Genomic DNA, 26787 nt, shown 5'->3' with positions numbered 1-26787 from the left:
GACACCGGGAGCGCGGGGGACGGGAGGGGTGGAAGCCTGTGGAAAACGCAAGGGCCGCTCACAGCTTTTGCACAGGCCGCGGGGGATTGCGCAGCTGTTGCACGATGCGATCCACCTGGGCGGCGAGGTACGGGTCCTTCCGGAGCTCCTCCCGCACCCGCTCGCACGCGTGAAGGACGGTGGTGTGGTCACGGCCTCCGAACTCCTCGCCGATGCGGGGCAGGGAGGAATCCGTGAGCTCCCGGGCCAGGTACATGGCGATCTGACGGGGGAAGGCGACCCCCTTGGTCCGCCGCCGCGCCTTCATGTCCTCGAACCGGATGCCGAACTGCTCCGCCACCACCCGCTGGATGGCCTCGATGGTGATGGGCTGGGGCCGATCGTCGGGAAGGATGTCCCGGAGGACCTCCCGGGCGAGGGGGAGAGTGACGGGTACCCGGGTGAGGGTGGCATAGGCCACCACCCGCACCAGGGCTCCCTCCAGCTCCCGGATGTTGGAGGTGAAGTGCTGGGCGATGAACTCCGTGACCTCGTCCGGGACGCTCATCCGTTCCAGTTCCGCCTTCTTGCGGAGGATGGCCACGCGGGTCTCGTAGTCGGGGGGCTGCACGTCCGCGATCAGGCCCCAGCTGAACCGGCTTCGGAGCCGTTCCTCGAGGGTGGGGATGTCCTTGGGAGGCCGGTCCGAGGTGAGGATGATCTGCTTGCCGGCCTCGTGCAGGGCGTTGAAGGTGTGGAAGAACTCCTCCTGGGTGCTGGGTTTGCCCGCGATGAACTGGATGTCGTCGATGAGCAACACGTCCACGCTCCGGTAGCGCCGGCGGAGATCCTCCGTGCGGCCTCCCTGGATGGCGCCGATGACCTCGTTGGTGAACTTCTCCCCCGTGCAGTAGAACACCCGGATCTCGCGGTCGCTGCGGAGGAGGTGGTGGGCGATGGCCTGCAGGAGATGCGTCTTGCCGAGCCCCACCCCGCCGTAGATGAACAGGGGGTTGTAGGCCCGGGCAGGGGCCTCCGCCACCGCCAGGGCAGCCGCGTGGGCGAACCGGTTCCCGGAGCCCACCACGAAGGTCTCGAAGGTGTATCGGGGGGAGAGGGGCATGCCCTCAAACCGGGCCCGACTGGGGGCCACAGGCCGGGGCTCTTCCACCTGCCCGTCCTCCGCGATCACGAGCCGGATCCCCAGGCGGCGGCCCACCAGCCGGGAGAGCTCCTCCTCGAGGAAGGGCTGGTAGCGCTCCTCCACCCACTGCTTGGCGAGGAGGTTGGGCACGCCCAGCAGGAGCGCGTCCTCCTCGAGGGCCAGGGGTCTGGCGCTCTTCAAGAACAGCTCCAACCCGGGCCCCGGCCGCGCGATCCGCTCCTGGAGGCGCCCGAGGGCCTCCTGCCAGAGATGGCGCGCGTGATCCTCCCTTGCCCTCATGTTCCTCCTCCGGCCTTGAAGACCTTATCGAGGTACCGGACACCCTCCTCCGTGAGGGTGCGCCGGCCGCCCGCGTGGGACTGCACCAGGCCCATCTCCTCGAGGGCCGCGAGTTCCCGGTACGCGGTGCTCAGGCTGATGTCCAGTTCCCGGGCCACGGTGGTCGGCCCCGCGCTCCCGAACTCCGCCACCAGCAGCAGCACCCGGCCCTGGCGCTCCGTGAGCCTCGGCTCGGCCCGCTCGCCCGGCCGGGAGGCCGGCGCAGGCGGGTTCATCTGAAGGGTCACCACGGTCCCGCCGTTCAGGTTGTCCTCGATGGAGATCATCCCGCCCAGAAAGCTGAGCTGTTCCCGGGCGATGGGGAGCCCGCTCCCAACCCCCCGGATGTACTTCCGCATGGTGGCCGTGGCCGTGGTGAACCCGGGCTGCATGGCCTTCTCCTTGTCCCGGATTCCCGGGCCCTGGTCCGAAATCCGGATGGTGTTGCCGTCCTCGCTGATGGTGATCACCGCGTTCTTGAAGTGGGCGTGGATCAGGTTCTCCACGATCTCCCGGATCACCACGAAGGGGATCCGGCTCCCCCGCCGCTGCGCGTGCTCGTAGGTGGCGGCCGCGAGCTTCCCCACCAGCTCGTGGAAGTCGTCGCTGGAGAGGGAGATCACCCGGGGCTCCGCGAGGGGGGAGTCGTAAATGGCGAGGCGCACCTCCGGAACCCCCTCGGGCTCCGCTCTCCCCTCCTGCTCTCGGATGATCCGATCCAGCAACTCCCGCAGGGACATCTGCTCACCCCGGTGGCGAGTGGGATCAATTGCACGGCCCCGGGCCGATTCCTCCTCCCGGACTCCCCCAGCCATCCCTTTCGCCCCTTTCCACCGGGATTCTTCCCGTGTTGGGGAAGGCTGTCAAAAGACCCCGGAAACCGTGCCAGGTCGGCAGGAAAACCCGGGCTTTCATCCCCGCACCACCGCCCGCAACCGCTATGGTACCGCGGGTGTCGGAAGTTATCCACAGACCGTGAAAAACCTGTTGATAATTCTCCCGGCCCCACCCCCTCCCGGGAAGCCGAACCCGGTCCGATGCCGGGAGGGCCACCCTTTCCCCCACGGGTACGGGTCGGGGGATCGGAAAAGTTGTGGAAAACCGAGGGGTTGTCCACACCCTGTCCACAGACCATGGGGCCTGGGGATGCTATACTATGCGGGGCCCGCGTGGGGTGGGAGGTATGAAGCCGGAGGAGGAGGGAGTCCTTGAAGCGGACGTACCAGCCGAAGCGTCGGAAGCGCAAGCGGACCCACGGGTTCCTGGTGCGGATGCGGACGCCCGGGGGACGGAACGTCCTCAAGCGGAGGCGGCAGAAGGGTCGCAAGCGGCTGTCTGTCTGAAGACCCCTCCCCGCGGCCGGTTAAGCCCGTGGCCCACCCTGCGGAAACCCCGGGAGTTCCAGGCGGTGTACGCGGAAGGGAGGCGGTTCGCGGGAAACCTGGTGGTCGTCTACCGGCGGGTGCGGCCCGGGCCCACGCGGGTGGGGATCTCCGTGGGACGAAAGGTTGGGAAGGCGGTGGTGCGCAACCGGCTCCGGCGCAGGATCCGGGAGATCCTGAGGCTCCTGCCCCTGCGGCCCGACCAGGAGGTGGTGGTGGTGGCCCGCAGCCAGGCCGCCCAGGCCAGTTGGGAAGGGCTGCGGGCGGAGCTGACCAAGCTGCTGGGCTCGGGCGGGGCCTTGGAACCCGCCGGCCTGAGAGAGGGTGCACGGTGCGGCTAGTGGGGAACTTGCTCATCCTCGGGATCCGGGCCTACCAGCGCCTCATTTCCCCGCTCCTGCCCCGCACATGCCGGTTCGTGCCCTCTTGCTCGGAGTACGCGGCGCAGGCCATCCAGGCCCACGGCCCCCTTCGGGGCGCCTGGCTCGCCCTCCGCCGGCTCAGCCGCTGCCACCCCTTTCATCCCGGGGGATACGACCCGGTGCCCTAGCACCGGGCAGGAGGAGAACGGTGTTCGCTTGGCTCGTGGCACAGCTGAACCATGCCCTGCAGTTCTTCTACGGGATCACGGGCTCCTACGGGTGGGCCATCATCCTCCTTACCCTCGCGGTGAAGCTGGTCCTGCACCCCCTCACCCGCAAGCAGCTGCGCTCCATGAAGGAGATGCAGAAGCTCCAGCCCCACATCCAGGCCCTCCAGCGGAAGTACCGGGACGACCCCCAGCGCCTCAACCGGGAGATGATGGATCTGTACCGGGCCCATGGGGTCAACCCCTTCGGGGGGTGTCTACCCATGCTCCTCCAGATGCCCGTGCTGTTTGCCCTGTATCGGGTGCTCAGCGACCCCGCCCACTTCATCTCCCGGACGGGGGAGGCCCTCAAGACCGTGCCCTTCGGGCCGTGGGACCTGCTGGTGCACCCCATCACCGTGTTGGGGGACCCGGGAAAGTACGGGATCCCCGCGGTGGTGGCCTATGCCCTCGTGCCCGTGCTCATCGGCGCCAGCACCTACTTCCAGCAGCGGGTCTCCGTGACGGATCCCCAGCAATCCCGCATGTTCCTGTTCATGCCCTTCCTCATCGGGTACTTCAGTCTGAACTTCCCCGTGGGGCTCTCCCTGTACTGGTTCGTGTCCACGGTGGCCTACGTAGCCGAGTACGTCTCCGTGGTGGGGCTCCCGAAGCCGCAGAAAAAGCCCCAGGGAGAGGCCCCCGCGGGGGGTCGCCGGAGACGGAAGAGCACGGAAGCGGAGGCGAGGGGAGCGTGAGGGAGTTCATCGGATCGGGTCGCACCGTGGAGGAGGCCATCGAGGCCGCGCTGCGCCTGTCCGGGCTTTCCCGGGAGGAGGCGGAGATCGAGATCCTGGACGAGGGCTCCAGGGGATTCCTGGGGCTTGGAGGCAGGGAGGCGCGGGTTCGGTTGGTGCCGAAGAGCACCAACCCCGAGGTGGATCGGGCCGCGGAGATCGCCCAGACCCTCTTGCGGCACATGGGGCTGGATGGCACGGTACGCGCCCGACAGGTGGACCAGGGGGTGACCGTAGAGGTGGAGGGGGAGGACCTAGCGGCCCTCATCGGTCGCCACGGAAGGGGGCTGCAGGCCTTCGAGACGGTGCTCTCCCTCCTGGTGCATCGGGCGGTGGGTCGGGCGGTGCCCGTGGAGGTGGACGCGGCAGGGTATCGGGAGCGCCGCCGGTCCTCTCTACTGGCCATGGCGCAGCGGGCCGCCCAGCGGGCGGTCCGGGAGGGCCGGGCCGTCCACCTCCCGCCCATGGATCCCAGGGAGCGCAGGATCGTGCACACGGCCCTGGCCTCCCACCCGGAGGTGACCACCCACAGCGAGGGGGAGGGCAGGGATCGCCACGTGGTGGTGGAGCCCCGGAAGCGGACCCGTCCAGGAGGAAGGCGATCGGCCCGGAGACCCCGAGCCACGCCCCATGACGCCTGAGGAGGCCGCGACTGCCCTGGGCCTCGCGTTGGACCCGGCGCAGCTGCAGAAGCTGGAGAGACACCTGGATCTGGTGATGGCGTGGAACGTGCGGGTGGACCTGGTGGCTCCCGCGCCCCGGGAGGACCTGGTGGAACGCCACCTGCTCGATAGCCTCCTCCTCCTCGCCATGGCAGATCCCCCCTACGGGTCCCAGGTGGCGGACGTGGGCAGCGGCGCGGGATTCCCGGGACTTGTGTGGGCCATGGCCCGGCCGGATCTCTGGTTAACCCTCTTAGAGCCCAGGCAGAAACGGGCTGCCTTCCTCGAACGGGCGGTGCTGGAGCTGGGCGTGCCCAACGCGGAGGTGTTGGCCCGGACCGCGGAGGAGGCGGGCCGGATGCCCGAGCACCACCACCGATACGACCTCGTGGTGGCCAGGGCCGTGGCCCCTCCCCCGGTGGTCCGCAAGCTCGCGCAAGGCCTCGTGCGGCCGGGCGGCCGCATCTTCGTCCCCCTCGCACCGGAGGCGGAGACCCCGGAGGGGACGTGGGTGGTAGAGCGGGCGATCCCCTGGGCTCCGGGAAAGGTCCGGCGGGCCGCGGTATTTCCCGGGAAATAATGGCGGTGGTGCTGGCGGTGGTGAACCAGAAAGGGGGGGTGGGGAAGTCCACCACTGCCCTCAACCTCTCCGCGGCCCTGGCCCGCAGGGGTCGCAAGGTCCTGCTGGTGGACATGGACCCCCAGGGGAATGCCACGAGCGGCCTCGGCATCCCCAAGGACCGGCTCCGGGCCTCCGTCTACGACGTCCTCCTCCGGCGCCTTCCCCTCCGGGCCGTCCTCCTGCCCACCGCGGTGGGAGGGCTGGAGGTGGCTCCCAGCACCGTGGAGCTCGCGGGCGCGGAGGTGGAGCTCGCGGTGGAGGAGGACCGCGCGGAGAGGCTCCGGGAGGCCCTGGAAGGTCTGCGGGACCGCTACGACCTCGTGGTGGTGGATTGCCCCCCCTCCCTGGGACTTCTGACCCTCAACGCCCTGGTGGCCGCGGACCGGGCCCTACTGCCCATCCAGTGCGAGTACTACGCCCTCGAGGGCCTCTCCTTGCTCCTGCGCACCCTGGAGCTTGTCCGGGGATCCCTGAACCCCCAGCTCCGCCTGGGAGGGGTGGTGCTCACCATGTACGACCCGCGCACAAACCTCAGCGAGCAGGTAGCCCGGGAGGTCCGGGCCTTCTTCGGGGAGGAGGTCTTCCGAACCGTGATCCCTCGCACGGTGCGGCTCGCGGAGGCTCCAAGCCACGGGCAGCCCATCTTCCTGTACGATCCGCATTCCCGGGGTGCCCTGGCCTATGAGGCCCTGGCGGAGGAGGTGGCGTGGCGGCTTTGGAGGGAGGAGAGGGATGGCTGAGCGGCAGAAAAGGGGGCTCGGGAGAGGGCTTGGGGCCCTGATCCCGGGGGCCGGAGGGGGCGATCGTGGGGAGCCCGTGGAGCTTTTGCCCGTGGATCGGATCCGGCCGAGCCGGATCCAGCCCCGTCGGGAGATCGCCCAGGAATCCCTGGAAGACCTCGTGGCCTCCGTCCGGGCGCACGGCGTCCTGCAGCCCGTGCTCGTGCGGCCCGTGGGAGGGGAGTACGAGCTCGTGGCCGGGGAGCGGCGGTGGCGGGCCGCGGTCCTGGCAGGCCTGAAGCAGATCCCGGCCCTGGTGCGTCCCCTCTCGGACGCCCAGGCCCTCCAGGTGGCCCTCGTGGAGAACCTCCAGCGGGAGGATCTGAACCCCGTGGAGCGGGCCCGAGCCTTTCACCGGCTGCTGAACGAGTTCGGGCTCACCCAGCGGCAGGTGGCGGAGGCGGTGGGCCTGAGCCAGCCCGCGGTGGCCAATGCCCTGCGGCTGCTGACCCTCCCCGAGCCCGTGCTCCGCAGCCTCGAGGAGGGAAGGCTCACGGAGGCCCACGGCCGGCTGCTCCTGACGGTAGAGGATCCCGTGGTCCGGGAGCGGTTGTGGCGGGCTGCCCTAGAGGAGGGGCTGTCGGTGCGGGCCCTTCAAGAGCGCATCGCCCGGGAGGACCGAAGGCGCTCCAAGGCCCCCAGAGCCAGTCGCCTGGACCCCGACCTGGAGGCGGTACTGGAGGCCTTGCGGGAAAAGCTAGGGACCCAGGTGCGGCTCCGGCAGGGACGCCGCAAGGGGGTCTTGGAGATCGAGTTCTACTCCGAGGAGGACCTGGCCCGGCTCTGCGACCTCCTCCTGGGAGGATCCGGCTAGGGTATTTCTCGAGAAATATTTTCGGAGGCGGATGTGCGATCGGACCTCGAACGGCTCATGGCGGAGCGGGGGTACGAGGCCCTGGTGGGGATGGGCGGGGATGAGGACCCGAATCTGTTCTACCTGATGCGGGGGGCGCCCATCCACGCGGGGGCCATCTACATCCACCGGCGGGGAGGGTCACCGGTCCTGTGCCACGGCACCATGGAACGCGGGGAGGCGGAAAAGACGGGACTAAGGACCCGCAATCTCGGCCTCTACAATTTCAAGCAGCTGCTGGAGGAGGCGGGCGGGGATCTCCTGCGGGCCCAGGTGGCCCTGCTGCGGAGGGTCTTTGAAGAGGAGGGGGTCAAGGGCCGGGTCCTCTTCTTCGGGCAGATGGATCGGGGAGCCGCCTACCTGCTGCTCCGGGCCATCGCGGAAGGGATCCCGGAGATCGAGGTGGTGGGGGAGTACGATCGGCCCCTTGTGACCGTGGCCCGCATGACCAAGGAGCCAGAGGAGGTGGAGGCCATCCGTCGCACCGGGCAAGCCACCCAACGGGTAGTGCGGAAGGTAGAGGACCTCCTCCGCACCCTCCGGCCGAGCGGGGAGCGGCTGGTGGGGTCCCATGGGGAGCCCGTGACCATCGGGGAGGTGAAGCGCCGGATCCAGGTGTGGCTCGCGGAGGAGGGACTTGTGGACACCGGGACCATCCTCTCCCAGGGGCGGGAGGCGGGGTTACCGCACTCCCGAGGGGAAGACGACCAGTTCCTCCGGCCCGGAGAGCCCATCGTGCTGGACATCTTCCCCAGGCCCGCGGGAGGCGGGTACTGCTTTGACATGACCCGCACCTGGGTGGTGGGAGAACCCTCCGAGCGGCTGCGGCGGGTGTACCGGGACGTGCTGGACTGTTACCGGGCGGTGGTGGAGGCCCTGCGCCCTGGGATTCCCTGCCGGGAACTGCAGCAGCGGGCGTGTGCCTTCTTCGAAGAGAGGGGGCATCCCACCGTGGGATCGGATCCCACCACGCAGGTGGGTTACGTCCACTCCCTGGGCCACGGGGTTGGGCTCGAGGTCCACGAACTCCCCCGGCTTGCGGACTACCCGGGGAACGAGGACGTCCTGGAGCCGGGGATGGTGTTCACCCTGGAGCCCGGGCTGTACTACCCCGAGGAGGGCATCGGGGTCCGGCTGGAGGATACCTGGGCATTGGATCAGGAGGGCCGACCCGTGAACCTCTGCGGATATCCCATGGAGCTCGTGATCTCCGGAGGGGGCGCGTGAACCGGGAAGAGGCGTGGGAGCTCGTGTGCGCGTGGGTGCAGAGTCCGAACCTGCGTAAGCACCTCCTCGCGGTGGAAGCCGCCATGCGGGCATACGCCCGGAGGTTCGGGGAGGATGATGAGGCTTGGGGAATCGTGGGCCTCCTCCACGACCTCGACTACGAGCGCCACCCCTCCCTGCAGGAGCACCCCTTCGTGGCCGCGGAGGAGCTGCGGCGGAGGGGAGTCCCGGAGGCGTGGGTGCGGGCCGTTCTGGCCCACGGAGACCACACCGGGGTAAGGCGGGAGACCCTCATGGAGCGGGCCCTGTTTGCCTGCGACGAGATGGTGGGGTTCGTGATCGCGGTGGCCCTGGTGAAGGGGAAGTCCTTGGCGAACGTAGACCCGGAGTCCGTGCGCCGGAAGATGAAGGATCGGGCCTTCGCCCGGGGGGTGCGGCGGGAGGACCTGGTGCGGGGTGCGGAGGAGCTGGGGATTCCCCTCGAGGAGCACATCGCCATGGTGGTGGAGGCCCTCCGGCCCATCGCCCAGGAGCTGGGGCTAGAGGGGTAACCTCGTCACCGGTCCAGCCAGGCCTCTGAGGGCCGCCACAGCAGCCCCTTCCACTGGAGGTGGTAGGTGTCCCGGACGTACCGCTGCAGCACGTACATGGCGCCGGAGTGCACCACGGGGATCAGGTCCGCCTCCCGGGTGAGCAACCGGTTGAGCCGTCGCATCTTCGCCACCTCCGGAGCCCGGGTCTTCCGGGCTTCCCGGTAGGCCTGTTCTAGGCCCGCAGGCCGCTTCCAGCTGGCGAAGGCGAAGGGGCCGAAGAAGTGAGTGCCGAGGGTGTCGATGAGGTCGGCCTGGTACACGAGGGCGTAGGCGAGAAGCCCGTTCCACCCCCGCTGGATCCGCTCCACGTACCCGCCCGGGGAGAGGGGCCGGAGCTCTACCCGGATCCCCACCTGTCCCAGCTGGTGCTGGATGGCGGCCATCACGTCCGGCATGCGGCCTGTGGGATAGGTGAGCTCGGTCCGGAACCCCTGTGAGTATCCCGCCTCCGCGAGCATACGCCTCGCCTGCTCCGGGTCGTGCTTCGGCCCCTGGATCGCGGGGTCGTACTCCCGGGATGGAAACGCCGCGACCTGGTACTCCGCCCGGTAGCGTCCGTAGCCCAGGGCCCGGGCAATCCCCTCCCGGTCCAGGGCAAGCCAGGTGGCCATGCGCACCCGCGGATCCGCGAAGGGGCTTGAGGGATTTGCGCTGTCGGGGAGGAGGAGGTTGGGGGAGACCCGGCCGGTGATGGAGGGATACCCCATCTGCACGAGGGAGTAGCCGATATCCGGGATGGGTCCCACGTTGATCACGTCCAGCCGGCCCGCGAGGAAAGCGGCCCGTACCGTCTGAAGGTCCTCGATGAAGGCGTACTCGATCTCGTCCAGGTAGGGTTTCCCGGGCTGCCAGTACCCCTCGAACCGGCGGTACCGCATCCCTACCCCGCGCTCGAACCGCACGAGCCGGAAGGGCCCCGTGCCCACCGGGTTCCACCGGGCTCCCTCCACCCCCTGCCGCTCCACGGAGGCGGGCGAGACCACAAGCCCCTCCGGCCCCGAGAGGGCGCTGAGGATGCGGTTGTCCCACTCCGCGAGCTCCAGCCGCACCCGATACCGGTCCACGGCCCGCACCGCCCGCACCCAGGGCAGCCGCTTTGCCTGGATCTGGCGTTCCAGGTTCCACCGGACCGCCTCCGCGTTGAACTCCGTCCCGTCGTGGAACCGCACCCCCCTTCGGAGGAAGAGGGTGAGGCTGGAGAGATCCGGGCTGATCTCCCACCGCTCCGCAAGCCCCGGGTGAACCCTTCCGAGCCGGTCCACCCACACCAGAGGCTCCAGGACGGGCATCACGGAGGGCATGGAGACCGTGGACATCTCCCACGGGAGGAAGGGAGTGTTCGGGATGGCATCGGAGACCCTGAGAATCCCTCCCCGCTTAGGACCTGCAGGAGCGGTCTGTCCCCAGCTGCCAGGGACCCCGACCACCAGGAAGATGAGGTGGATCGCCCAAAGCGCCCTTAGCGCGCGGCTCCGCACGTCCTCACCCCCTCGCTAGGCTTCCCGGGTGATGGGCACGAGCAGGTACGCCTCCCACTTTCCTCCCAGGTAGAGGCTGTGCCGCCCCCGGTTCACCGTCTCCCGGTAGTCCATGAAGATCCCGGGGTCCTCCCCGTTGCGGTAGCGGCCGGAGATCTCCAGGCGAAGGACTTCCCCGGCCCGGAACAAGGTGGCGCTGGGCAGGATGGGGATCTCGCAGTCCACGATGCTGCCCGGCGCCACCTTCGCCTTCCCATCCACCACGGACTTGGGGTACGGCTCCCACGGGGTGGACTTCTCCGGATCCAGCTCCCGGCACGAGAGCCGCAGCCACCCCAGGGCCACCGGCCAGCGCTCGGGCGCGAGGTCGCTGTCGAACCATACCTCCCGCCCCTCCCGGTCCAACTTCCGCACGGTCACGAAGAGGTCCATGTCGTCCGCGTCCCTGGGGCTCACCCACAACCGCAGCTTCATGTACCCCACCACCTCCGTGTCCCGCTCAAACCGGTGGTCGAACCGAGCACACCCGGAGGCCGCCTCGTAGGTGACCTCCGCCTCCTCCGCGGGCCGCTCGGGCTGCAGGGTCCCGTTGCCCGTGAGGTAGAAGGGGCGGTAGAGGGTCCCGGGGATCGGGAAGTCCCGCTCGTACCGCACGAAGTACCGGTGGAGGTCCTCCCGCACCTCCAGACGCACGGGTGGAGTCTCCAGGATCCGGCGGTCCGTGCCCTTGAGGAAGCAGTCGAAGAAGAGGAGACGGGTAGCCGTGGCCTCCACGGTGTAGAAGGTGGCCCACTTCTGCCGGCCGTGGGTATACAGCCACTTATGGGGGGAGCGGATCTTCCGGAAGGCCCGGAAGGATCCCCGGGTGTGCGCCCCGTGGTCCGCCCAGGTCCCGCAGATGAGGGCGGGAACCGTGATCCGGGCCAGGAAGTCGTCCTCCTCCATGGGCATGGGGGCCGGCGGGTCCTCGTGCTCCGGGGCGGGCCAAGCGGGGGAAGGCTCGGGCCCCCGGTATCCCCGACGGGTGAACCGGGTCTCGGGGATCCCTCCCGGGTACATCACGTCCCGGTACACGTCCGTCATGGCCTCCCACGGGCAGATGGCCTTGAGGTGCGGCGGAGCCATGGCGGCCACCCGCCACTGGCTGAACCCGAGGATGGAGACCCCGCTGAGGCCCACCTTTCCGTTGCTCCACGGCTGCTGGCCAGCCCACTGGACGGCGTCATACATGTCCCGGGCCCACAGCCCGTCCCGGACCACGCCCACCGCGGTCCCGCCTGCGCTCTCCGCCGCCGCCCTCCGGCCCGGGGATCGGCCGAATCCCCGGGGATCCACGATCACGAGGGCGTACCCGTTGCGCACCCAGAACTCTGGGTCCTCCGCCTCGAAGGCGGTGGTGCCGGTGAGGGTCGCGGACCAGGGCTCGTAGGCCACGCCCCAGAGGGGATCGTGGGGTCCCCACATCCGGTCCTTCCCGAAGCTCGTGAAGGCCATGATCACGGGGTAGGAGCCCTCCCGGTCCGGGAGGTAGACGTTGGCCGCCAAATTCAGCCCGTCCCGCATGGGGACGGGGACGTCCCGCAGCTGCCGGATTCCCAGCATGCCCCCACCTCCCTGGTGCTTACCGGTTCAGCTCCTCCCGGGCGAGGCGTTCGTAAACGGAGAGCACCTCGGGGTTCGCCAAGGCCCCCCGCAGCTGGGGAGGGACCTCTCCGCCGTTCACGATCCGCCACACGGCCCCCTCCGCCCGCTTGAGGTTCAGGGTGTAGGGAATGTCGGGGACCTCAAGGATCCTGGCAGGGACGTGGCGGGGGCTTGCCTCCTGGCGGAGCTTGGTGCGGATGCGCTCCGCGAGTTCCTCCGTGAGCCGGAGGCCTTCCCGCGGGGCCACGAACAGCACGATGCGCTCGTCCCCCCTCCACTTCTGCCCTACCACGAGGCAGTCCCGCACCTCCGGGATCCGCGCGAGCACGGAGTAGATCTCCGCGGGCCCGATGCGGACCCCGGAGGGCTTGAGGACGAAGTCGCTGCGGCCGAGGGGGATGAAGCCGCCCGTGGCGGGATCCTTCTGGACGTAGTCCCCGTGCCGCCAGACCCCCGGGTACTTGCCAAAATAGGTGGCCCGGAACCGCTCCCCGTTCTCGTCTCCCCAAAGGCCCAGGGGGACGCTGGGGAAGGGCCGCTCCACCACGAGTTCCCCGGGCTCGCCCATCACGGGCCTCCCCTCCTCGTCGTAGACGTTCGCCTTCACGCCCAGGGCCGGCCCCGCGATCTGCCCCGCGTACACCGGTTGCCACGGGGTTCCTTCCAGGATCCCCATCTGCACGTCCGTCCCCCCGAGCCCCGAGTTGAAGAAGAGATCCTCCTTGAGGTGCTCGTACACGTACTGGAAGCCCTCCGCGGGGAGAGCAGATCCGCTCTGGAACATGGACCGCAGGGTCGTGAGCCGACAGGTTCGGCGGGGGCTCGCGCCGGCCTCCATGCACGCGAGGAGGAAGGTGGCCCCGCAGCCCAGCAGGTTCACCCCCTCCCGATCCACCAGGCGCCAGATCACCTCCGCGTCCGGATGGAGGGGTGCTCCGTCGTAGAGGACCACGGTGGCCCCCAGGATGAGGCTACTCGGTTGCACGTTCCACACCATCCACGTGGGGCTCGAGAGGAACAGCACCCGGTCTCCGGCCCGGGTGTCCAGCTGGAGGCCGAGGGTCTTGAGGTGGGCGGAGAGGGTTCCGGCCACGCTGTGGATCACGCACTTGGGCCGGCCCGTGACCCCGGAGGTAAACAGGACGATGTGGGGGTGAGAGGCCTCCACGGGCCGGAAAGCGAAGGGCACCCGGGGTGTTCGTCCGAGGAACTCCGACCACGGGACCGCCTTCTCTGGGAGGAGCCGGGGCAGGGTTTCCCCGGCGTAGGGAACCACCACGATCCGGCGGAGGGAGGGAAGCGCCTTGCCGAGTTCCGCCACCCGCTCGAGGTTGTCGTAGACCTTCCCGCGGTAGACGTAACGATCCACGGTGAAGAGGATCTTGGGATCCAACTGCCCCAGCCGGTCCAGGGTGGCGGGCACCCCGAGGTCTGTACCGCACACGCACCACACCGCGCCGATCGCGGAGGCGGCGAGGAGGGCCAGGACCCCCTCGGGGATGTTGGGGAGGTAGCCGGCCACCACGTCCCCCTCCCCGATCCCCTCTTCCGCGAGGCTTGCGGCAAGGGCTTCTGCCGTTTGGGCGGCTTCGTGGAAGGTGTAGGTACGGGTGTCCCCCTGCTCGCTGTGGAACACCAAGGCGGGCTTCCCGTCGCGGCGGCGCAGGGCGTTCTCCGCGTAGTTCAACCGGGATCCCACGAACCACCGGGCTCCTGGGAACCGGTGGAAGTCCTCCACCACCGCTCGGTGCGGGGTGTGCTCCCGGATCCCGTAGAACCCCCAGATCCCCCCCCAGAACTCCTCGGGGAAGTCCACGGACCACGCGTGGAGTTCCTCGAAGGTCCTCAGATCCCGCCCGTACCGCTCCCCGATCCATCGCGCAAATCGGGTGAGCTCCGCCTGGGCCCTGCGCTCCGCGGAGGGCTCCCACAGTCGCTGCGCCACCTTCGGGCACCCCCTCTCCCCGGTGAAGATGCAGCCTGAAGCTTAGCAGATCCCGCTCTGAGGGGAAACGCTAGCTCGCCCGGGCCGCGGCCAAAAGACCCGGTGCAGCCCGCTCCACCCGTGCCCGGAAGAGGCTGTGGCCCACGAGCTCATCCGCGAGCGGGATGGCCTGGATTTCCACCACCCGGGCGAGCTCCCCAACTCCCCGCGCCCACGGCCGGATTCGGACCACGGTTCCCACGGCAGGGAGGTACGGGGCCCACAGGTTCCACCCCCATGGCCGCTCCCATCCCACGGCCCAGACCTCCTTGGCGTTCCACGCGAGGGCGGAGGCGGAGGGACGCGGCTCCCGGGGCTCCCGGAGGGCCCTCCACTCGGGCCGTTCGCCCCACCCCGCGGGCCCCGGGTGGGCCGCGAGGAAGGCCCGGTGGGTTACCAGGAGGATGGTGGAGAGAAACCTCCCGGAGAGGGCCGTCTCCTCTTCGAACCGGACGCCCAGAACCGTTCCCTCCGGGGTACGGCGGATCCAAACCGGCCTGCCGAGAAGCTCCATTGAGGAGGCGGGCCATCCCTCCGCGAGGCGGATCCGGATCCGGCCGTCCCGGGCGGGGACCGCCACGGGCTCGGGGAGAAGGAGAGAAGCCCCTGCCTCGTGGCAGTCCAGAAGCACCCCGATCACTTCCTTCTCCCCCAACCGGCATCGCACGGGCAGGTTTGCGGTGAGCCGGTAGTGGGTGCGGCGCTCGCGGTGGGACCACAGGTGGGCGATGGCCCAGGCCGCGAGGGCGGTGTGCACGGCCGCCCAAAGGGCGTTCACCGCGTACGCGAGGGGAAGACTCCCGCCGTTCCAAGATCCGACCGCGCCGAGGAGGAGCCCCGCGGCGTTGATGGCGAGTACGCCCGCCTGGGGCAGGAGGATCCAGGCGGAGAGGGATTCTGCCCGTCCCTTCGGGGTCACCTCGAACTCCGGCGGGCGGCGGGAGAGGAGGGCGAAGGTGGCCCGGATGTAAGTGGCGAACCGGGCCATGGCGAACTTCTCCGCTCGGAGGAGGGAGCCATAGCCCCGGCTTGCCAGGCGGAAGGCCACCGCCATGGCCCCGTGGTACCCCGTCCAGAGTAGGAGGAAGGGGAGGTCGAGGGTGCGGATGGGCAGGACGCCCGTGAGGAGGAAGACGGGCGGGCAGAGGTAGTACACCAACTTGCGCCACCCTTCGAACCAGGTGATGAGGGAAGCGAGGTAACTCAGTCGCTGGGAGAGGGTAAGCCCAGGGCCCAAAAGGGGGTTGTCCAGGCGGAGGACCTGCATGGCCCCTTGTCCCCATCGGAGCCGCTGCCGCAGGTAGGCGCGGCCGGAGGCGGGCGCGACCCCGTAGGCCAGGGTCTCGTTGTGGTAGACGGACTTCCAGCCTCGGCGGTGCAGGCGCAGGGAGGTGAGGATGTCCTCCGTCACGGACTCCACCGCGAACCCCCCGACCTCCTCGAGCGCCCTGCGCCGCAGCACCGCGGGCGATCCGCAGTAGAAGGCGGAGTTGAGCCGGTCCTTCCCCGGCTGGATCACCCGGAAGAACAAGGCCTGCTCGTGCCAGGTGAGGCCGGTCCGCGGGTCCACCCAGTGCTGGTAGGAATCCACATTGTAGAACTCCTGCGGAGCCTGTACGAAGGCCACCCGCTCGTCCGTGAAGTAGCCCAGGAGCCGGTCCAGGAACTCCGGCACCGGGACGTGGTCCGCGTCCAGCACCGCGATGAACTCTCCTCGGGAGTGCCGGAGGCCGTAATTGAGGTTTCCCGCCTTGGCGTGCTCGCGCGTGGGACGGGCGAAGTAGCGACACCCCAGCTCCCGGGCCAGCTCCGCCACCTCCGGACGGCTCCCGTCGTCCAGCACGTAGGTCTCGTGGGGGTAGCGGATGCCCTTCACGCCCAGGAGCGTGCGGCGCAGCAGCCAGAGAGGTTCGTCGTAGGTGGGCACGAAGACGTCCACGGAAAGCCCCGGAGGCGCCGGAGGCAGATCTTTCCGGTCCGTGAGCCGCCATGCCATGAAGAAGAACAGGGCCATCTCCACCCACCCCGAGACCTCCGCAGCCCACAGGGGCAGGGAGAACCACAGGGCTTGGGGATTGAACGTGTACAAAGCCCGCCACGTAAGGTAGACCACCCCGCCGAAGGCGGCGAGGAGCATCGTAAGCCGTGCAAGATGTTCCCGAGCCGTCATCGCCAAGTCCCCGGGATGGGATCTGCTTTAGAGCAAGAACGATGCCATTCTAGCGAGAGGAGGGGGAGAGATCCAGGCGGCCCTCCCGGGCCGCGCTCAAGTAGCGGCGGCAGTAGGGGTCCTGGCCGAGGAGGGCCTGGGCCGCGAGGAGGTGGGCCATGAGCCGGCGGTCGAGAGGGTTGAGGATGAAGGCGTCCATTCCGTGCGCGAGGCAGAGGACGAAGAACACCTGGTTCAGCAGGGGCCGGTGCGGGAGCCCGAAGGAGACGTTGCTGAGCCCGCAGATGAGGTGCACCTGCGGGAACCGCGCCCGGATGAGGTCTACGGCCCGCAGGAACTCCCGGCCCGCGTTCGGGTCCGTGGCCACGGGGAGCAGCAGGGGATCCACGTAGATGTCCTCCGGAGGAATCCCGGCCTCCAGCAACCCCTCCACCAAGCGGACCGCGAGCTCGAACTTCCGCTCCGCGGTCTTCGCCACGCCCGCATCGTCGATGCAGGTGGCCACCACCTCGGGCCGGTACTCCTGGAGGAGAGGGAGGAGGCTCCGCCACCGGTCCCGCTCCAGGTTGATGGCGTTCACCACCGCCCGGCCCTGATGGACCTCCAGCCCCTGTCGGATGGCCTCCGGGTTCGGGCTGTCGAGGCTGATGCGGACCGGGAGGGCATTCTGGAGGGTGCGTACCGCCCACGCCATGCACGCCCCTTCATCCTCCAGCAGGGTGGCGCAGTTCACGTCCAGGATGGGGGTCCCGGCCTCCATCTGGCGGCGCCCGAGCGCCACCAGGGCGGCCTCGTCCCGGGATCGGAGGACGGGTTCCACCTGCTTGCGGGTGGAGTTGATGAGCTCGCCGATCAGGACCATGATGCCCTCGTGAGAAAGGTTTCCTGCATTATAGATCCCCGTCCCGGTCCGCCAAAAATCGGATGTGCACCGGATACCGGCTCCTCCCCGCGCACCATAGAGTGCGCTTGGGAGCGGGGTTTCCGCCCGCGAGGGCAAACGCGGATTTGCGAATACCCGTTTGACATGCGCAAACCTGTGGGAGGTGAAGGGGATGGCGGTAACTAAGCAGGAGCTCGTGGAAGCCATCGCGCAGCTGCGGGAGCAGGAGGCCGTACAGGCGGCCCGGGAGCTCTTGGAGGGAGGGGCCTCCCCCACGGAGATCTTCGAGGCGTGCCGGCAGGGCGTGGAGGTGATCGGCCAGCAGTACGAGAAGGGGCTGTGTTTCCTGCCGGAGCTGTTGCTGGCGGGGGAGATCCTCACGCAGATCTCCCGGATGGTGCGGGAGCGGTACCCCGCGCAGGCGGAGATGCGGCCCGCGGGCACGAAGGTGGTGCTCGGCACGGTTCAGGGGGACATCCACGACATCGGCAAGAACATGGTGGCCTTCTTGCTGGAGGCGAACGGCTTCCAGGTGGTGGATCTCGGGGTGGACGTGCCGCCGGAAGCCTTCGTGGAGGCCATCCGACGGGAGCAGGCAAGGGTGGTGGGGATGAGCTGCCTGCTGACCGTGGGGCATCAGTCCATGAAGCGCACCGTCCAGGCCCTGGCAGACGCCGGGGTCCGGGAGCGGGTCCGGGTCATGATCGGTGGGGCGGCCACCAATGAGCAGGTTCGCACCTACGTGGGCGCGGACGCCTGGGGCAAGAACGCCGCGGACGCGGTGCGTCTTGCCCGGGAGTGGCTGGGGGGAGGGGAGTCCTGATGCTGCCGGAAGGATGGAAAGCCCGTTCCAGCGAGGAGAAGTTCACTTTGCGCTTCTCCGCGTGGAAGGAGGGGACGGGGATCCCCTTCGTCTCGGAGGAAGCCAGAAGGGCCTATCAAGAGCGGGTCCAGCGGTTCTGGGACGTGGTGGAGCTGCGCCGGCCGGACCGGGTGCCGATCAGCTTGGTGGTGGGGTTCTACCCGGCGAAGTACGCGGGGATCACCGCCTACGAAGCCATGTACGACTACGACAAGCTCGGGATGGCCTGGCGCAAGTTTAACGAGGATTTCCCCGCGGACAGTCTCACCTCGTGTCTGCTCATCACCTCCGGCCGGGTGGCGGAGATCCTGGACCTGCGGTTCTATCGCTGGCCCGGGCACGGGGTTCCGGAGGACGTCTCGTACCAGTACGTGGAGCGGGAGTACATGCGGGAGGACGAGTACGACTGGTTCATCGAGGACCCCACGGACTATCTCATGCGGGCCTGGATGCCCCGGGTGGTGGGCGCCCTGGAGGGGTTCGGCCGGTTGTTGCCCGTGACCCCGTGGTTGGAGTGGCCCTTTGTGGGGCCGTACCTGGTGCGCTTGGGGCTCCCGGAGGTCCAGCGGACCCTGCACGCCCTGCTGGAGGCAGCCCAAGCCACCCTGGAGTGGGTCCAGAAGGCCGCGGCCATCGACCAGGAAACTTCCGGGAGGCTGGGGCTTCCCAGCGTCTGGGGTGGGTTCAGCAAAGCCCCCTTCGACGCCCTGGCGGACACCCTGCGGGGCACGCGGGGGATCATGCTGGACATCTACCGCCGGCCGGACCGGCTCCTGCGGGCCCTGGAACGGATGGTGCCCCTCATGGTGCGGATGGGAGTAGAGAGCGCGGGGTTCGGAGCTGGCCCCTTCGTCTTCATCCCCCTGCACAAGGGCGCGGACGGATTCATGTCCCGGGAGACCTTCCTGCGGTTCTACTGGCCGTCCCTGAAGGCGGTGCTGTTGGGCCTCATCGAGGAGGGCCTGGTGCCCTGGCTGTTCGTGGAAGGGAGCTACAACGAGCGGATCGACCTGTTGGCGGATCCCGACCTCCCCCGAGGCCGCACCTTCTGGCACTTCGATCAGACGGACATGCGGCGGGTGAAGGAGGTGCTGGGCGGAAAAGCCGCCTTCGGCGGGAACGTCCCCGCATCCTTGCTGCACCTGGGCACCCGGGAGGAGGTCCGGGGGTACGTACGGGAGCTCCTCGAGGCCGTGGCCCAAGATGGAGGCTTTGTGCTCCTCAACGGCGCGGTCCTCGAGGACGCCAAGGCGGAGAATGTCCGGGCCATGGTGGAGGCGGGTCTGGAGTACGGGCGCTATGCCTAACGGGACTTGAGGGGCAGGAATCCGAAGATACCCGTGACGGACTTGCGGGGAAGGAGCGCGCCCCCGGGCGTGGCCCGCACGGGGAGGGTGCAGGGCGCAAACGCCCGGAGGAGCAATACGTTCTCGCCCACGTCCCAGTCCAGGAAGCCCGGTGCCATCCTCGGGGAGAGGCGACATCCCCGGGCGGCGGCCTCCCGCCGGAGCAGCCCCCGCACCTGGAGGAGCCCGGTCTCCAGGGCGGCCCAGGCCGCGGTGTCTAGAAGCATGGCCTCCACCGGGCGCCCTTCCCGGAAGCACCGGCCCACCAGCGCCTCCACTTCCTCCCCGAGGGTGAGCACGAAGAGGGCTCCCTCCCGGGCTCCTTGCAGGATCCGGGCGAGGGCCCGGCTGCGGAAGAGGAGGTCCAGCCCCCAGCGCACCTCCCCTGCCTTGGGATCGAGGACCTCCACGGGGCCGAGCCGCACCCAGGCTTGAGGACGGATGCGGGAGGTGGCGAGTCCCGCCATCTCCACCGCGAGGTCTCGGATCCGGGATCGCACCCGCCGGGCTTTGCCCGCGTGCAGGAGCTTGAGGAGGAGGAGGGGATCCACCCGCACCTCCAGCGGGAGTTCCCGGGGCGCGTCGGGGCCATCGGCGCAGGCGGAGGGCATGAAGGCTCCCATTGGGGATTCGCGAGAGGGCAGCCCGTCCCCTACGCGTTGTGCTCCATCCGCGGAGCCCTGTCGTATGATGTCGGGAGAATCCGTGGGGACGCAGGATGGCTGAGTCCAGGACCGTGCACGTGACCTTCGAGGGGAAACTGCCCCGTCGCGTGGCGGTTCCCCCGGGGACCACCCTCCTGGAGGCCGCGCACGCGGCCGGGGTGTCCATCGAGGCCACGTGCGGTGGACGCGGCCGGTGCCGCAGTTGCCGGGTCCAGATCCGCGGAGGCCCCGCTCCCCCTCCCACCCTCGCGGATCGCCTCCAGCTGGGCGAGGACGAGATCCACGAGCGGTTTCGCCTGGCTTGCCAGGCCGCGGTGTGGGAGGACGTGGTGGTGGCGGTGGCGCCTCCCCGGGAGGAGAGGGCCTTCCAGATCCTCACGGAGGCCCGGAGGACGGCGCCGGAGGTGGTGGATCCGGGGGTGCGGAAGGTCCTCGTGCGCGGGTTCTCAGGCGCCCGGGCGGAGACCGCGGGAGCCCGGATGGAGGAACTCCTGCGGGCGCTCCCCGAGCCCGTGAAGGGGGTGGAGGTGGAGGCCATCCGCAGCGGATCGCTCCTCCTGCGCGCACCGCCGGAGGTGGTGACCGCGGTCCTCTACGAGGGCCGCCTCCTCCAGGTGGAGGCCGGGGATACCACCCAGGAGCTGTTCGGGTTCGCGGTGGATGTGGGCACCACCACGGTCGTGGGTTACCTTCTGGATTTGCGGGAGGGGGAGGTGCGGGCCACCGTGGCCGCGTTGAATCCCCAGTCCAGCTACGGCGGGGATCTCATGTCCCGCATCTCCTTCGCCCAGCAGGATCCGGGCAACGTCCGCAGGCTCCAGGCCCGGGCGATCCAGTGCGTGAACGGGCTCCTCGAGGAGGCGTGCGAGAAGGCGGGCACGAGTCGGGACCGGATCTACAAGGTCGTGGTGGTCGGGAACACCGTCATGCACCACCTCTTCCTCGGTTTGGATCCCAGCTCCGTGGGGCAGGCACCGTACCTCCCCGTCGTGCGGACGCCCGTGCGGGTGCGGGCCCAGGAAGTTGGCCTCCGGCTTCCTCCTCAAACCCCCGTGCTCCTGCTGCCCCTGGTGGCTGGGTTCGTGGGCGCGGACGCGGTGGGGATGGTCCTCGCGACCCGGGTCTTCGAGAGCCCGCAGGTGCGGCTTGCGGTAGACATCGGCACCAACGCGGAGGTGGTCATCGGGTCCCGCGCGCGCATCGCCGCGTGCTCCGCCCCGGCCGGTCCGGCCCTGGAGGGTGCCCAGATCCGGTGGGGGATGCGGGCCGCCCAGGGCGCGGTGGATCGGGTCTGGATCGAGGCGGATGTCCGGTACCACGTCATCGGAGGAGGAGCACCCACGGGCATCTGCGGGTCCGGGCTCGTGGACGCGGTGGCGGGGCTCTTGGAGGCGGGGATCCTCGAGCCTTCGGGCCGACTCCTCGTGGATCCTCCGACACGCGTACCGGGATCGGTGCGACGGCGGATCACGGTCCTCCCGGACGGACAGCCCGCCTTCGTGCTGGTGCCCAGGGAGGAAAGCGGCGTGGGGGAGGACATCGTGGTGACCCAGACGGACATCCGCCAGGTGCAGCTCGCCAAGGGCGCCATCCGCAGCGGGATCACGGTGGTGGAGCGATACCTGGACCTGGAGGACCGGGACCTCGCAGGGGTGCTGCTCGCGGGGGCCTTCGGGAACTACCTGCACCTCCCGAGCGCCATCCGCATCGGTCTCGTCCCGCCACTCCCGCAAGAACGCATCGTCTACGTGGGGAACGCCGCGGGGATGGGGGCCCAACTCGTCCTGCTCTCGGAGCGGGAGGGGCGACGTGCGGAGGAGCTGGCGCGGCGCATCGAGTACGTGCCCCTGGCGGCCCAGCCGGATTTTCAGGAGGTTTTCCTCCGGTCCGTTCGGTTCCCGGAGTAGCGCTCCCCTCCGGGAATCGTTGGGCAGCTCAGCGGCTGCAGGGTACATACTGAAAGCCGGCAGAGGAGCGTTCCGGTGTTCGGCGTGGCCTCCTTTTTGGGAGCGATCTTTTTGGCCTCCGCGTTGGCCGGGCTGCTCGGCTCCCTCGTGGGCCTGGGGGGCGGGGTGCTCCTCATCCCCCTGCTCACCGTGGGGTTCGGGATGGATTTCCGGCTCGCGGTGGGGACGAGCATCGTCTCCGTCATCGCCACGAGCAGCGGGGCTGCAGCCGCCTACCTCCGGGACCGGCTCACCAACCTCCGGGTGGGCGTGCTCCTGGAACTCGCCACCACCCTGGGGGCCATCAGCGGCGCCCTGGTGGCGCCGCACGTGCGGGAAGGGGTGCTGTTCGTGCTCTTCGGGCTTCTCCTCCTCCTCTCCGTGGTGCCCACGGCCGCGAGGCTCGGCGAGGAAGTCCCCCAGGGCGTTGTTCCGGACGCCCTGGCCGAGCGGCTCCGCCTCGCCTCCTCCTACCCGGATTCCGCCACGGGTCGCCCGATCCCCTACCAGGTCACCCGCGTCCCGCTCGGGATGGCGATGATGTACGGCGCGGGGGTGGCCTCGGGACTGCTGGGAATCGGTTCCGGAGCGCTCAAGGTCCTCGCCATGGACACCGCCATGCGCCTTCCCATGAAGGTGAGCACCGCCACCAGCAACTTCATGATCGGGGTCACCGCGGCCGCGAGCGCGGGGATCTACTTCTGGCGCGGGGAGATCCCCCCTCTCGTCGCGGCGCCCGTGGCCCTGGGGGTGCTCGGGGGGGCCACCGTGGGCGCGAAGTTGCTCGCACAGCTCAGCAACCGGGCGGTGCGGGGAGTTTTCGTACCGGTCCTGGGGCTCGTGGCGGTGGAGATGATCCTGCGCGGGCTGGGGAGGATGTAGGTGCGGGGCCGGTCCGTGGAGGAGCGCATCGGTCTTCTCCTCCGGGTGGGGGTCGCGGTGGCCGGGGCCGTCCTGGCCCTGGGCCTTGCGGGCTTCTTCCTGCACGGCCCGCAGGGAAGTTCCCTCCCACCTGAGCTCCTCCGGCACGGTACCCCTCCCACCCCCCTTCACATCCTCCGCGGTCTCGCCCGAGGGGATCCCGTAGCCGTCCTTCACCTGGGTCTTCTCCTGCTCATCCTGACCCCCATCCTCCGGGTGGCCGTGACCCTAATGCTGTTCGCCGCGGAGCGCGACTGGGTCTTCGTCGGCATCACCGCGGTGGTCCTGGGGATCCTGCTCCTGGGGACTGGGGGAGGGGGGTTGGGGCGATAACGCGAATCCCTCGTATCGGAGGTGCTTTCCATGCCTTCGGAGCGCAACGTGATCTTGGTGGTCTCGGACACGCTCCGGCTGTGAGCGGGGGAAGCGGATCCATGTCCGCGGAGGTCGTGCTTCTGGGGACAGGGGTGATCCGTCCGGATCTGGAGCGATCCGGCCCCGCGACCCTCCTCCGGTTCGGCGAGGAACTCCTCCTCGTGGATTGCGCGGAGGGCACGACCCTGCAGCTCGTGCGGGCGGGAATTCCGCCCCAGCGGGTCCAGACGGTGTTCTTCACCCACCTCCACGCGGACCACATCCTCGGGTACCCCTACTTCGTGATCGCGGGCTGGAGCGACGGCCGCCGGGCTTTGCGGGTGTACGGCCCTCCGGGGACCGCGCGGATGCACGCCCTGCTCTTCGAGGAGCTCCTCGCGGAGGACCTGGCGTATCGGATCTCCACGGGACGTCCCCCGAACGGGCTGCGGGACATCGCGGCGCACGAGGTCCGTCCTGGCCCGGTGGACTACCCCGGAGAGGTCCGGATCTCCGCCTTCCAGACCGTGCACTCCGCCTACAACCTCGCGTACCGGTTCGAGCACCCGGAGGGCTGCGTGGTGGTTTCCGGGGACACCGCGTACTTCGAACCCCTCGCGGAGTTCGCCCGGGGTGCGGACGTCTTCGTGCTGGAGTGCTCCCTGGTGGAGGGGGCCCGGAGGACCGTTTACCGGGGGCCGGAGGGGGAGCGGGTCTGGCAGTACCTCCAGGGCCAGCACCTCACCGCCCGCCAGGCGGGCCTGCTGGCCCGGTCGGCGGGAGCGAGGCGTTTGGTGCTCCACCACCTCCCCCGGGGCGTGGATCCCGGGGAGATCGCCGCGGAGGTCCGGGCGGTGTACGGTGGCGAGGTGGTCGTGGGGGAGGACCTGCTCGTGGTGCCCCTGCGGGGTCCTGTGGACCGGAAGTCCAGCGGTACACCCTGAGCGGGCCGCTCGGACCGGGGCGGCGGGAAGGCCAGGAAGCAGGAACCCCGCGAGACACCGCGAATCCCTGTTTGGTCAGCTGGCCATGCCGCCCACCGCCATAAACTTGGGGATCACGAGCGCCCAGAGGCTTGTGGCCCTGCTCGTCCTCCACTTCCTCGAGGCCGAATCCGGGCTCAGCGAGGCAGACCTCCTGCGGAGGATCCGGGATCTGGGCGGGGAAGGGTTCTGGGTCCCCAACAAGGGCACGGTCTCCAAGGTGGTCCGGGGCCTCATCGCGGAGGGATATGTGGAGGGACGCTGGGTGAACCCCGAGGGCCGTCGGCGGTGGGCCCTCGCCATCACCGGCGAAGGCCGCATCCACCTGCGGGTGCTGAAGCGGGAGTTTCGGAAGCGCCTGGATGCGGGCCGGCGGTTCTTCGACCAGGCGGTGCGGGAACTGTACGGCGGTTAAGCCCGAACCCCCGTCCAACCACGGCTCCAGGGCCCGCCCGGCACGGAGTTTGCAACGCCTCCTCGTGGGATCACGGATCGCAGAGGAGGGAGGAAGGTGTTGGCAAACCTTCGCGTGCCGGTGAAGCTCGCGATCCTGGGGGCCGCGGGCCTCGTGGTGAGCCTCTTGCTCGGCGCCCTGCGCCTCGCCTACGACGCGTCCGTGCTTCGCACCGCGCGGCGGGAGGCCGCCGGCGCGGAAGCGGTGGAGGCCCTGAGCCACCTCTTCCAGCAGGTGGCCCTGCACCGGGGGCTGTCGGTTCAGCACCTGAGCGGCCGGGACGTGGCCCAGAAGCTCGCGCAGGCCCGGGAGGGGGTGGAGCGGGAGCTGGAGAGGTTGTCCATCCTGGACCGCCGGTCCGGCCAGGAGCTGCGCACCGCGGAGGCCCTCCAGCGCATCCGGGAGGAGTGGAGCCGGATCGCCTCCGAGCTCCCGCGGCTGGGGGCGGAGGAAAGTTTCGAGCGTCACTCCGCCCTCGTCCGGAAGATCCTCGACCTCGTCTACCACGTGGGCGTGACGTCGGGCATCACCCTGGATCCCTACGGGGACGGGCTGTACCTCGGAAACGCGGTGCTGGAGCCGCTCCCGGAGATGATCGAGGCCATGGGACAGCTCCAGGCTCTGGGAGGGGGCATCCTCGCGCGGGGAAAGGCCGATCCGGAGGAGAAAGCCGCCCTACTCAGCCGGATCGAGGCGATCCGGCTGAGTAGGGCGCACGCCGATCGGCAGCTCCGCCTTGCGCAGGAGGCTTCTCCCCGCATCCGGTCCGCCCTGGAGCCGAAGCTGAGGCCGGCCCAGGAGCAGCTGGAGGGTTACCTGCGTACCGTGGAGGAGCAGGTGGTCCGCGCGGGATCTTTCACCCTCACCCCGGATGACTTCTTCGCCCAGGCCAGCCAGGCCATCGACGCCCAGTTCGAGCTGCTGCGGGAGTCCACCCGGGTGCTGCGGGAGGTGTTGGAGACCCGCGCGGCCCAGGCCCGGTCCCGCCTGGTGGGCATGGGCGTCTTGCTGGCAGGACTCCTGCTCGGCACCGCTCTCCTCGCCACCGGGATCAGCCGCAGCATCACCCGGCCCCTGGGCGGATTGGTCTCGGTCCTGGAGCGGGTGGGGAGCGGGGACCTGCAGGTGCGGGTACCGGTGCGGGGGCGGGACGAGATCGCGCAGGTGGCTCAGGCCTTCAACCGCATCGTCGCGTGGCTGCACGAGACCGTGGGCCGGGTGCACGGGGTCTCGAGCACCCTCACCGCCTCCGCGGAGGAGATGGCGGCCACCAGCGAGCAGACGAACCGCAGCGTCTCGGAGATCGCCACCGCGGTACAGGGGGTAAGCCAGGGGGCCGAGGTACAGGCCCGCAAGGTGGGCGAGGTGGTGCAGGCCATCCAGCACATGACCCAGGCCCTGGGCGAGGCAGCCCGGGAAGCCTCGGACGCGGCCCAGGCCGCAGGCCAGGCGCTCTCGGCCGCTTCGCACGGCCGGGAGCAGATGGAGGAGGCCCGGGCCACCATGACGGGGATCCGGGAGGCCGCGGAGGAGATGGGGCAGGTGATCGGTTCGCTGCAGGAGCGGGGGCAGAACATCGGGCGGATCGTGAAGTTGATCACGGAGATTGCGTCGCAGACGAACCTGCTGGCGCTGAACGCGGCCATTGAAGCGGCGCGGGCTGGGGAGCAGGGTCGGGGGTTTGCGGTGGTGGCGGAGGAGGTACGGAAGTTGGCGCAGGAGAGCGCGCAGGCGGCGGAGCAGATCGGGGGGATTTTTGGAGGAGATCCGGTCGGAGACCCAGCGGGCCGTGCGGGCCATGGACCACACGGGCGCAGAGGTCGCCCGGGGCGTGGAGGTGATCGGCCGGGCGGACGAGGCTTTCGGCGAGATCCTGCGCGCCGTGGAGGGGATGGCCCGGCGGGTGGAGCACGTGCGGGGTTTCCTGGAAGAACTCTCTGGGGCGGCCCGGCAGGTGGACGCGGCCGCGGGGGACCTCGCGGGCATCAGCGAGGAGAACAGCGCCTCCGCCCAGCAGGTGAGCGCGGCCACGGAGCAGATTTCCGCCAGCAGCCACGAACTCGCCCGGCACGGGCAGTCCCTCGCCCAGCTCGCCACGGACCTCCAGAAGCTCGTGGCCGCCTTCCAGGTTTGATGAGGGGAAGGGGGTGAG

26 protein-coding genes are annotated in these 26787 nt (G+C 69.6%); 18 read left to right on the top strand and 8 right to left on the bottom strand.

What is annotated here, in order from left to right; all coding sequences use genetic code 11:
* Nucleotides 1–58: 58 nt before the first annotated feature.
* Both dnaA and QN206_01600 read right to left on the bottom strand, forming a co-directional pair.
* Nucleotides 59–1423, bottom strand: a complete 1365-nt coding sequence (gene dnaA, locus QN206_01605; protein ID MDR7613503.1) for a chromosomal replication initiator protein DnaA — start codon at nt 1421–1423, stop codon at nt 59–61.
* Entirely contained in the window at nt 1420–2202 is a 783-nt protein-coding gene (locus QN206_01600) for an ATP-binding protein (protein MDR7613502.1), read from the bottom strand. The genes dnaA and QN206_01600 overlap by 4 nt, the downstream gene beginning before the upstream one ends.
* 468 nt (nt 2203–2670) lie before the next feature.
* Between QN206_01600 and rpmH the strand changes: the two genes are divergently transcribed.
* Genes rpmH through QN206_01550 form a run of 10 tightly spaced genes read left to right on the top strand, consistent with a single transcriptional unit; the run spans nt 2671 to nt 8903 of the window.
* Nucleotides 2671–2805, top strand: a complete 135-nt coding sequence (gene rpmH / locus QN206_01595) for a 50S ribosomal protein L34 (GenBank protein MDR7613501.1) — start codon at nt 2671–2673, stop codon at nt 2803–2805.
* On the top strand, nt 2802–3185 hold the full coding sequence (gene rnpA, locus QN206_01590; GenBank protein MDR7613500.1) for a ribonuclease P protein component: 384 nt from the start codon (nt 2802–2804) through the stop codon (nt 3183–3185). The genes rpmH and rnpA overlap by 4 nt, the downstream gene beginning before the upstream one ends.
* Entirely contained in the window at nt 3176–3394 is a 219-nt protein-coding gene (gene yidD / locus QN206_01585; GenBank protein ID MDR7613499.1) for a membrane protein insertion efficiency factor YidD, read from the top strand. The genes rnpA and yidD overlap by 10 nt, the downstream gene beginning before the upstream one ends.
* 20 nt (nt 3395–3414) lie before the next feature.
* A complete protein-coding gene (locus QN206_01580) occupies nt 3415–4170 on the top strand; it encodes a YidC/Oxa1 family membrane protein insertase (protein MDR7613498.1) in 756 nt (251 codons plus the stop codon).
* On the top strand, nt 4167–4850 hold the full coding sequence (gene jag / locus QN206_01575) for an RNA-binding cell elongation regulator Jag/EloR (GenBank protein ID MDR7613497.1): 684 nt from the start codon (nt 4167–4169) through the stop codon (nt 4848–4850). The genes QN206_01580 and jag overlap by 4 nt, the downstream gene beginning before the upstream one ends.
* Nucleotides 4840–5451, top strand: coding sequence for a 16S rRNA (guanine(527)-N(7))-methyltransferase RsmG (gene rsmG, locus QN206_01570; protein ID MDR7613496.1), 612 nt, complete (start codon nt 4840–4842; stop codon nt 5449–5451). Before jag ends, rsmG begins: the two co-directional genes overlap by 11 nt.
* Complete coding sequence (locus QN206_01565) at nt 5451–6233, top strand: ParA family protein (protein MDR7613495.1); 783 nt, start codon at nt 5451–5453, stop codon at nt 6231–6233. The genes rsmG and QN206_01565 overlap by 1 nt, the downstream gene beginning before the upstream one ends.
* Entirely contained in the window at nt 6226–7086 is an 861-nt protein-coding gene (locus tag QN206_01560; protein ID MDR7613494.1) for a ParB/RepB/Spo0J family partition protein, read from the top strand. Before QN206_01565 ends, QN206_01560 begins: the two co-directional genes overlap by 8 nt.
* 33 nt (nt 7087–7119) lie before the next feature.
* Nucleotides 7120–8352: a Xaa-Pro peptidase family protein gene (locus tag QN206_01555; GenBank protein ID MDR7613493.1), complete on the top strand. Its 1233-nt coding sequence runs from the start codon at nt 7120–7122 to the stop codon at nt 8350–8352.
* The gene (locus tag QN206_01550) at nt 8349–8903 is read left to right on the top strand and encodes an HDIG domain-containing protein (protein MDR7613492.1); all 555 of its coding nucleotides are present in this window, start codon (nt 8349–8351) and stop codon (nt 8901–8903) included. The genes QN206_01555 and QN206_01550 overlap by 4 nt, the downstream gene beginning before the upstream one ends.
* Before the next feature lie 5 nt (nt 8904–8908).
* On the opposite strand, the gene QN206_01545 is transcribed toward QN206_01550, so the two are convergent.
* From QN206_01545 to QN206_01525, 5 genes are all read right to left on the bottom strand, one after another.
* Nucleotides 8909–10261 (bottom strand): ABC transporter substrate-binding protein, encoded by a 1353-nt coding sequence (locus QN206_01545; GenBank protein ID MDR7613491.1) that lies wholly within the window; start codon nt 10259–10261, stop codon nt 8909–8911.
* Nucleotides 10262–10438: 177 nt separating this feature from the next.
* The gene (locus QN206_01540; protein ID MDR7613490.1) at nt 10439–12025 is read right to left on the bottom strand and encodes a CocE/NonD family hydrolase; all 1587 of its coding nucleotides are present in this window, start codon (nt 12023–12025) and stop codon (nt 10439–10441) included.
* Between the two features lie 19 nt (nt 12026–12044).
* Nucleotides 12045–14012, bottom strand: coding sequence for an acetoacetate--CoA ligase (locus QN206_01535; protein ID MDR7613489.1), 1968 nt, complete (start codon nt 14010–14012; stop codon nt 12045–12047).
* Nucleotides 14013–14082: 70 nt separating this feature from the next.
* Nucleotides 14083–16221, bottom strand: a complete 2139-nt coding sequence (locus QN206_01530) for a glycosyltransferase (GenBank protein MDR7613488.1) — start codon at nt 16219–16221, stop codon at nt 14083–14085.
* A gap of 49 nt (nt 16222–16270) precedes the next feature.
* Nucleotides 16271–17083 carry a dihydropteroate synthase gene (locus QN206_01525; protein MDR7613487.1) on the bottom strand — a complete coding sequence of 271 codons (813 nt, stop codon included), beginning with the start codon at nt 17081–17083 and terminating at the stop codon, nt 16271–16273.
* A 193-nt stretch (nt 17084–17276) separates the two neighbouring features.
* Here QN206_01525 and QN206_01520 point away from each other — a divergent pair, with 193 nt between their 5' ends.
* Together QN206_01520 and QN206_01515 are read left to right on the top strand one after the other, a co-directional pair.
* A complete protein-coding gene (locus QN206_01520) occupies nt 17277–17927 on the top strand; it encodes a cobalamin-dependent protein (GenBank protein ID MDR7613486.1) in 651 nt (216 codons plus the stop codon).
* Complete coding sequence (locus QN206_01515) at nt 17927–19273, top strand: uroporphyrinogen decarboxylase family protein (GenBank protein ID MDR7613485.1); 1347 nt, start codon at nt 17927–17929, stop codon at nt 19271–19273. The genes QN206_01520 and QN206_01515 overlap by 1 nt, the downstream gene beginning before the upstream one ends.
* Here the strand turns inward: QN206_01515 and QN206_01510 are convergent.
* On the bottom strand, nt 19270–19923 hold the full coding sequence (locus QN206_01510; GenBank protein ID MDR7613484.1) for a hypothetical protein: 654 nt from the start codon (nt 19921–19923) through the stop codon (nt 19270–19272). The two genes, QN206_01515 and QN206_01510, sit on opposite strands and share 4 nt — an antisense overlap.
* A 107-nt stretch (nt 19924–20030) precedes the next feature.
* On the opposite strand from QN206_01510, the gene QN206_01505 reads away from it, so the two are divergent.
* The 6 genes from QN206_01505 to QN206_01480 all read left to right on the top strand — a co-directional run bounded on the left by QN206_01505 (nt 20031) and on the right by QN206_01480 (nt 26786).
* Nucleotides 20031–21884: an ASKHA domain-containing protein gene (locus tag QN206_01505; protein ID MDR7613483.1), complete on the top strand. Its 1854-nt coding sequence runs from the start codon at nt 20031–20033 to the stop codon at nt 21882–21884.
* A gap of 75 nt (nt 21885–21959) precedes the next feature.
* Nucleotides 21960–22805 carry a sulfite exporter TauE/SafE family protein gene (locus tag QN206_01500; GenBank protein ID MDR7613482.1) on the top strand — a complete coding sequence of 282 codons (846 nt, stop codon included), beginning with the start codon at nt 21960–21962 and terminating at the stop codon, nt 22803–22805.
* Nucleotides 22806–23177: a DUF1634 domain-containing protein gene (locus QN206_01495; GenBank protein ID MDR7613481.1), complete on the top strand. Its 372-nt coding sequence runs from the start codon at nt 22806–22808 to the stop codon at nt 23175–23177. It begins immediately after the preceding gene.
* Nucleotides 23178–23278: 101 nt separating this feature from the next.
* A complete protein-coding gene (locus QN206_01490) occupies nt 23279–24142 on the top strand; it encodes an MBL fold metallo-hydrolase (protein ID MDR7613480.1) in 864 nt (287 codons plus the stop codon).
* Nucleotides 24143–24227: 85 nt separating this feature from the next.
* Nucleotides 24228–24596 (top strand): hypothetical protein, encoded by a 369-nt coding sequence (locus QN206_01485; protein MDR7613479.1) that lies wholly within the window; start codon nt 24228–24230, stop codon nt 24594–24596.
* Nucleotides 24597–24695: 99 nt separating this feature from the next.
* Nucleotides 24696–26786 (top strand): methyl-accepting chemotaxis protein, encoded by a 2091-nt coding sequence (locus tag QN206_01480; protein ID MDR7613478.1) that lies wholly within the window; start codon nt 24696–24698, stop codon nt 26784–26786.
* The last annotated feature ends 1 nt before the right edge of the window (nt 26787 follow it).

The sequence above is a fragment of the Armatimonadota bacterium genome (assembly GCA_031460175.1).
Classification (GTDB): domain Bacteria; phylum Sysuimicrobiota; class Sysuimicrobiia; order Sysuimicrobiales; family Sysuimicrobiaceae; genus Sysuimicrobium; species Sysuimicrobium tengchongense.
The sequence above is the reverse complement of the archived record's forward strand: the minus strand, read 5'-3'. Positions and strand labels throughout refer to the sequence as shown.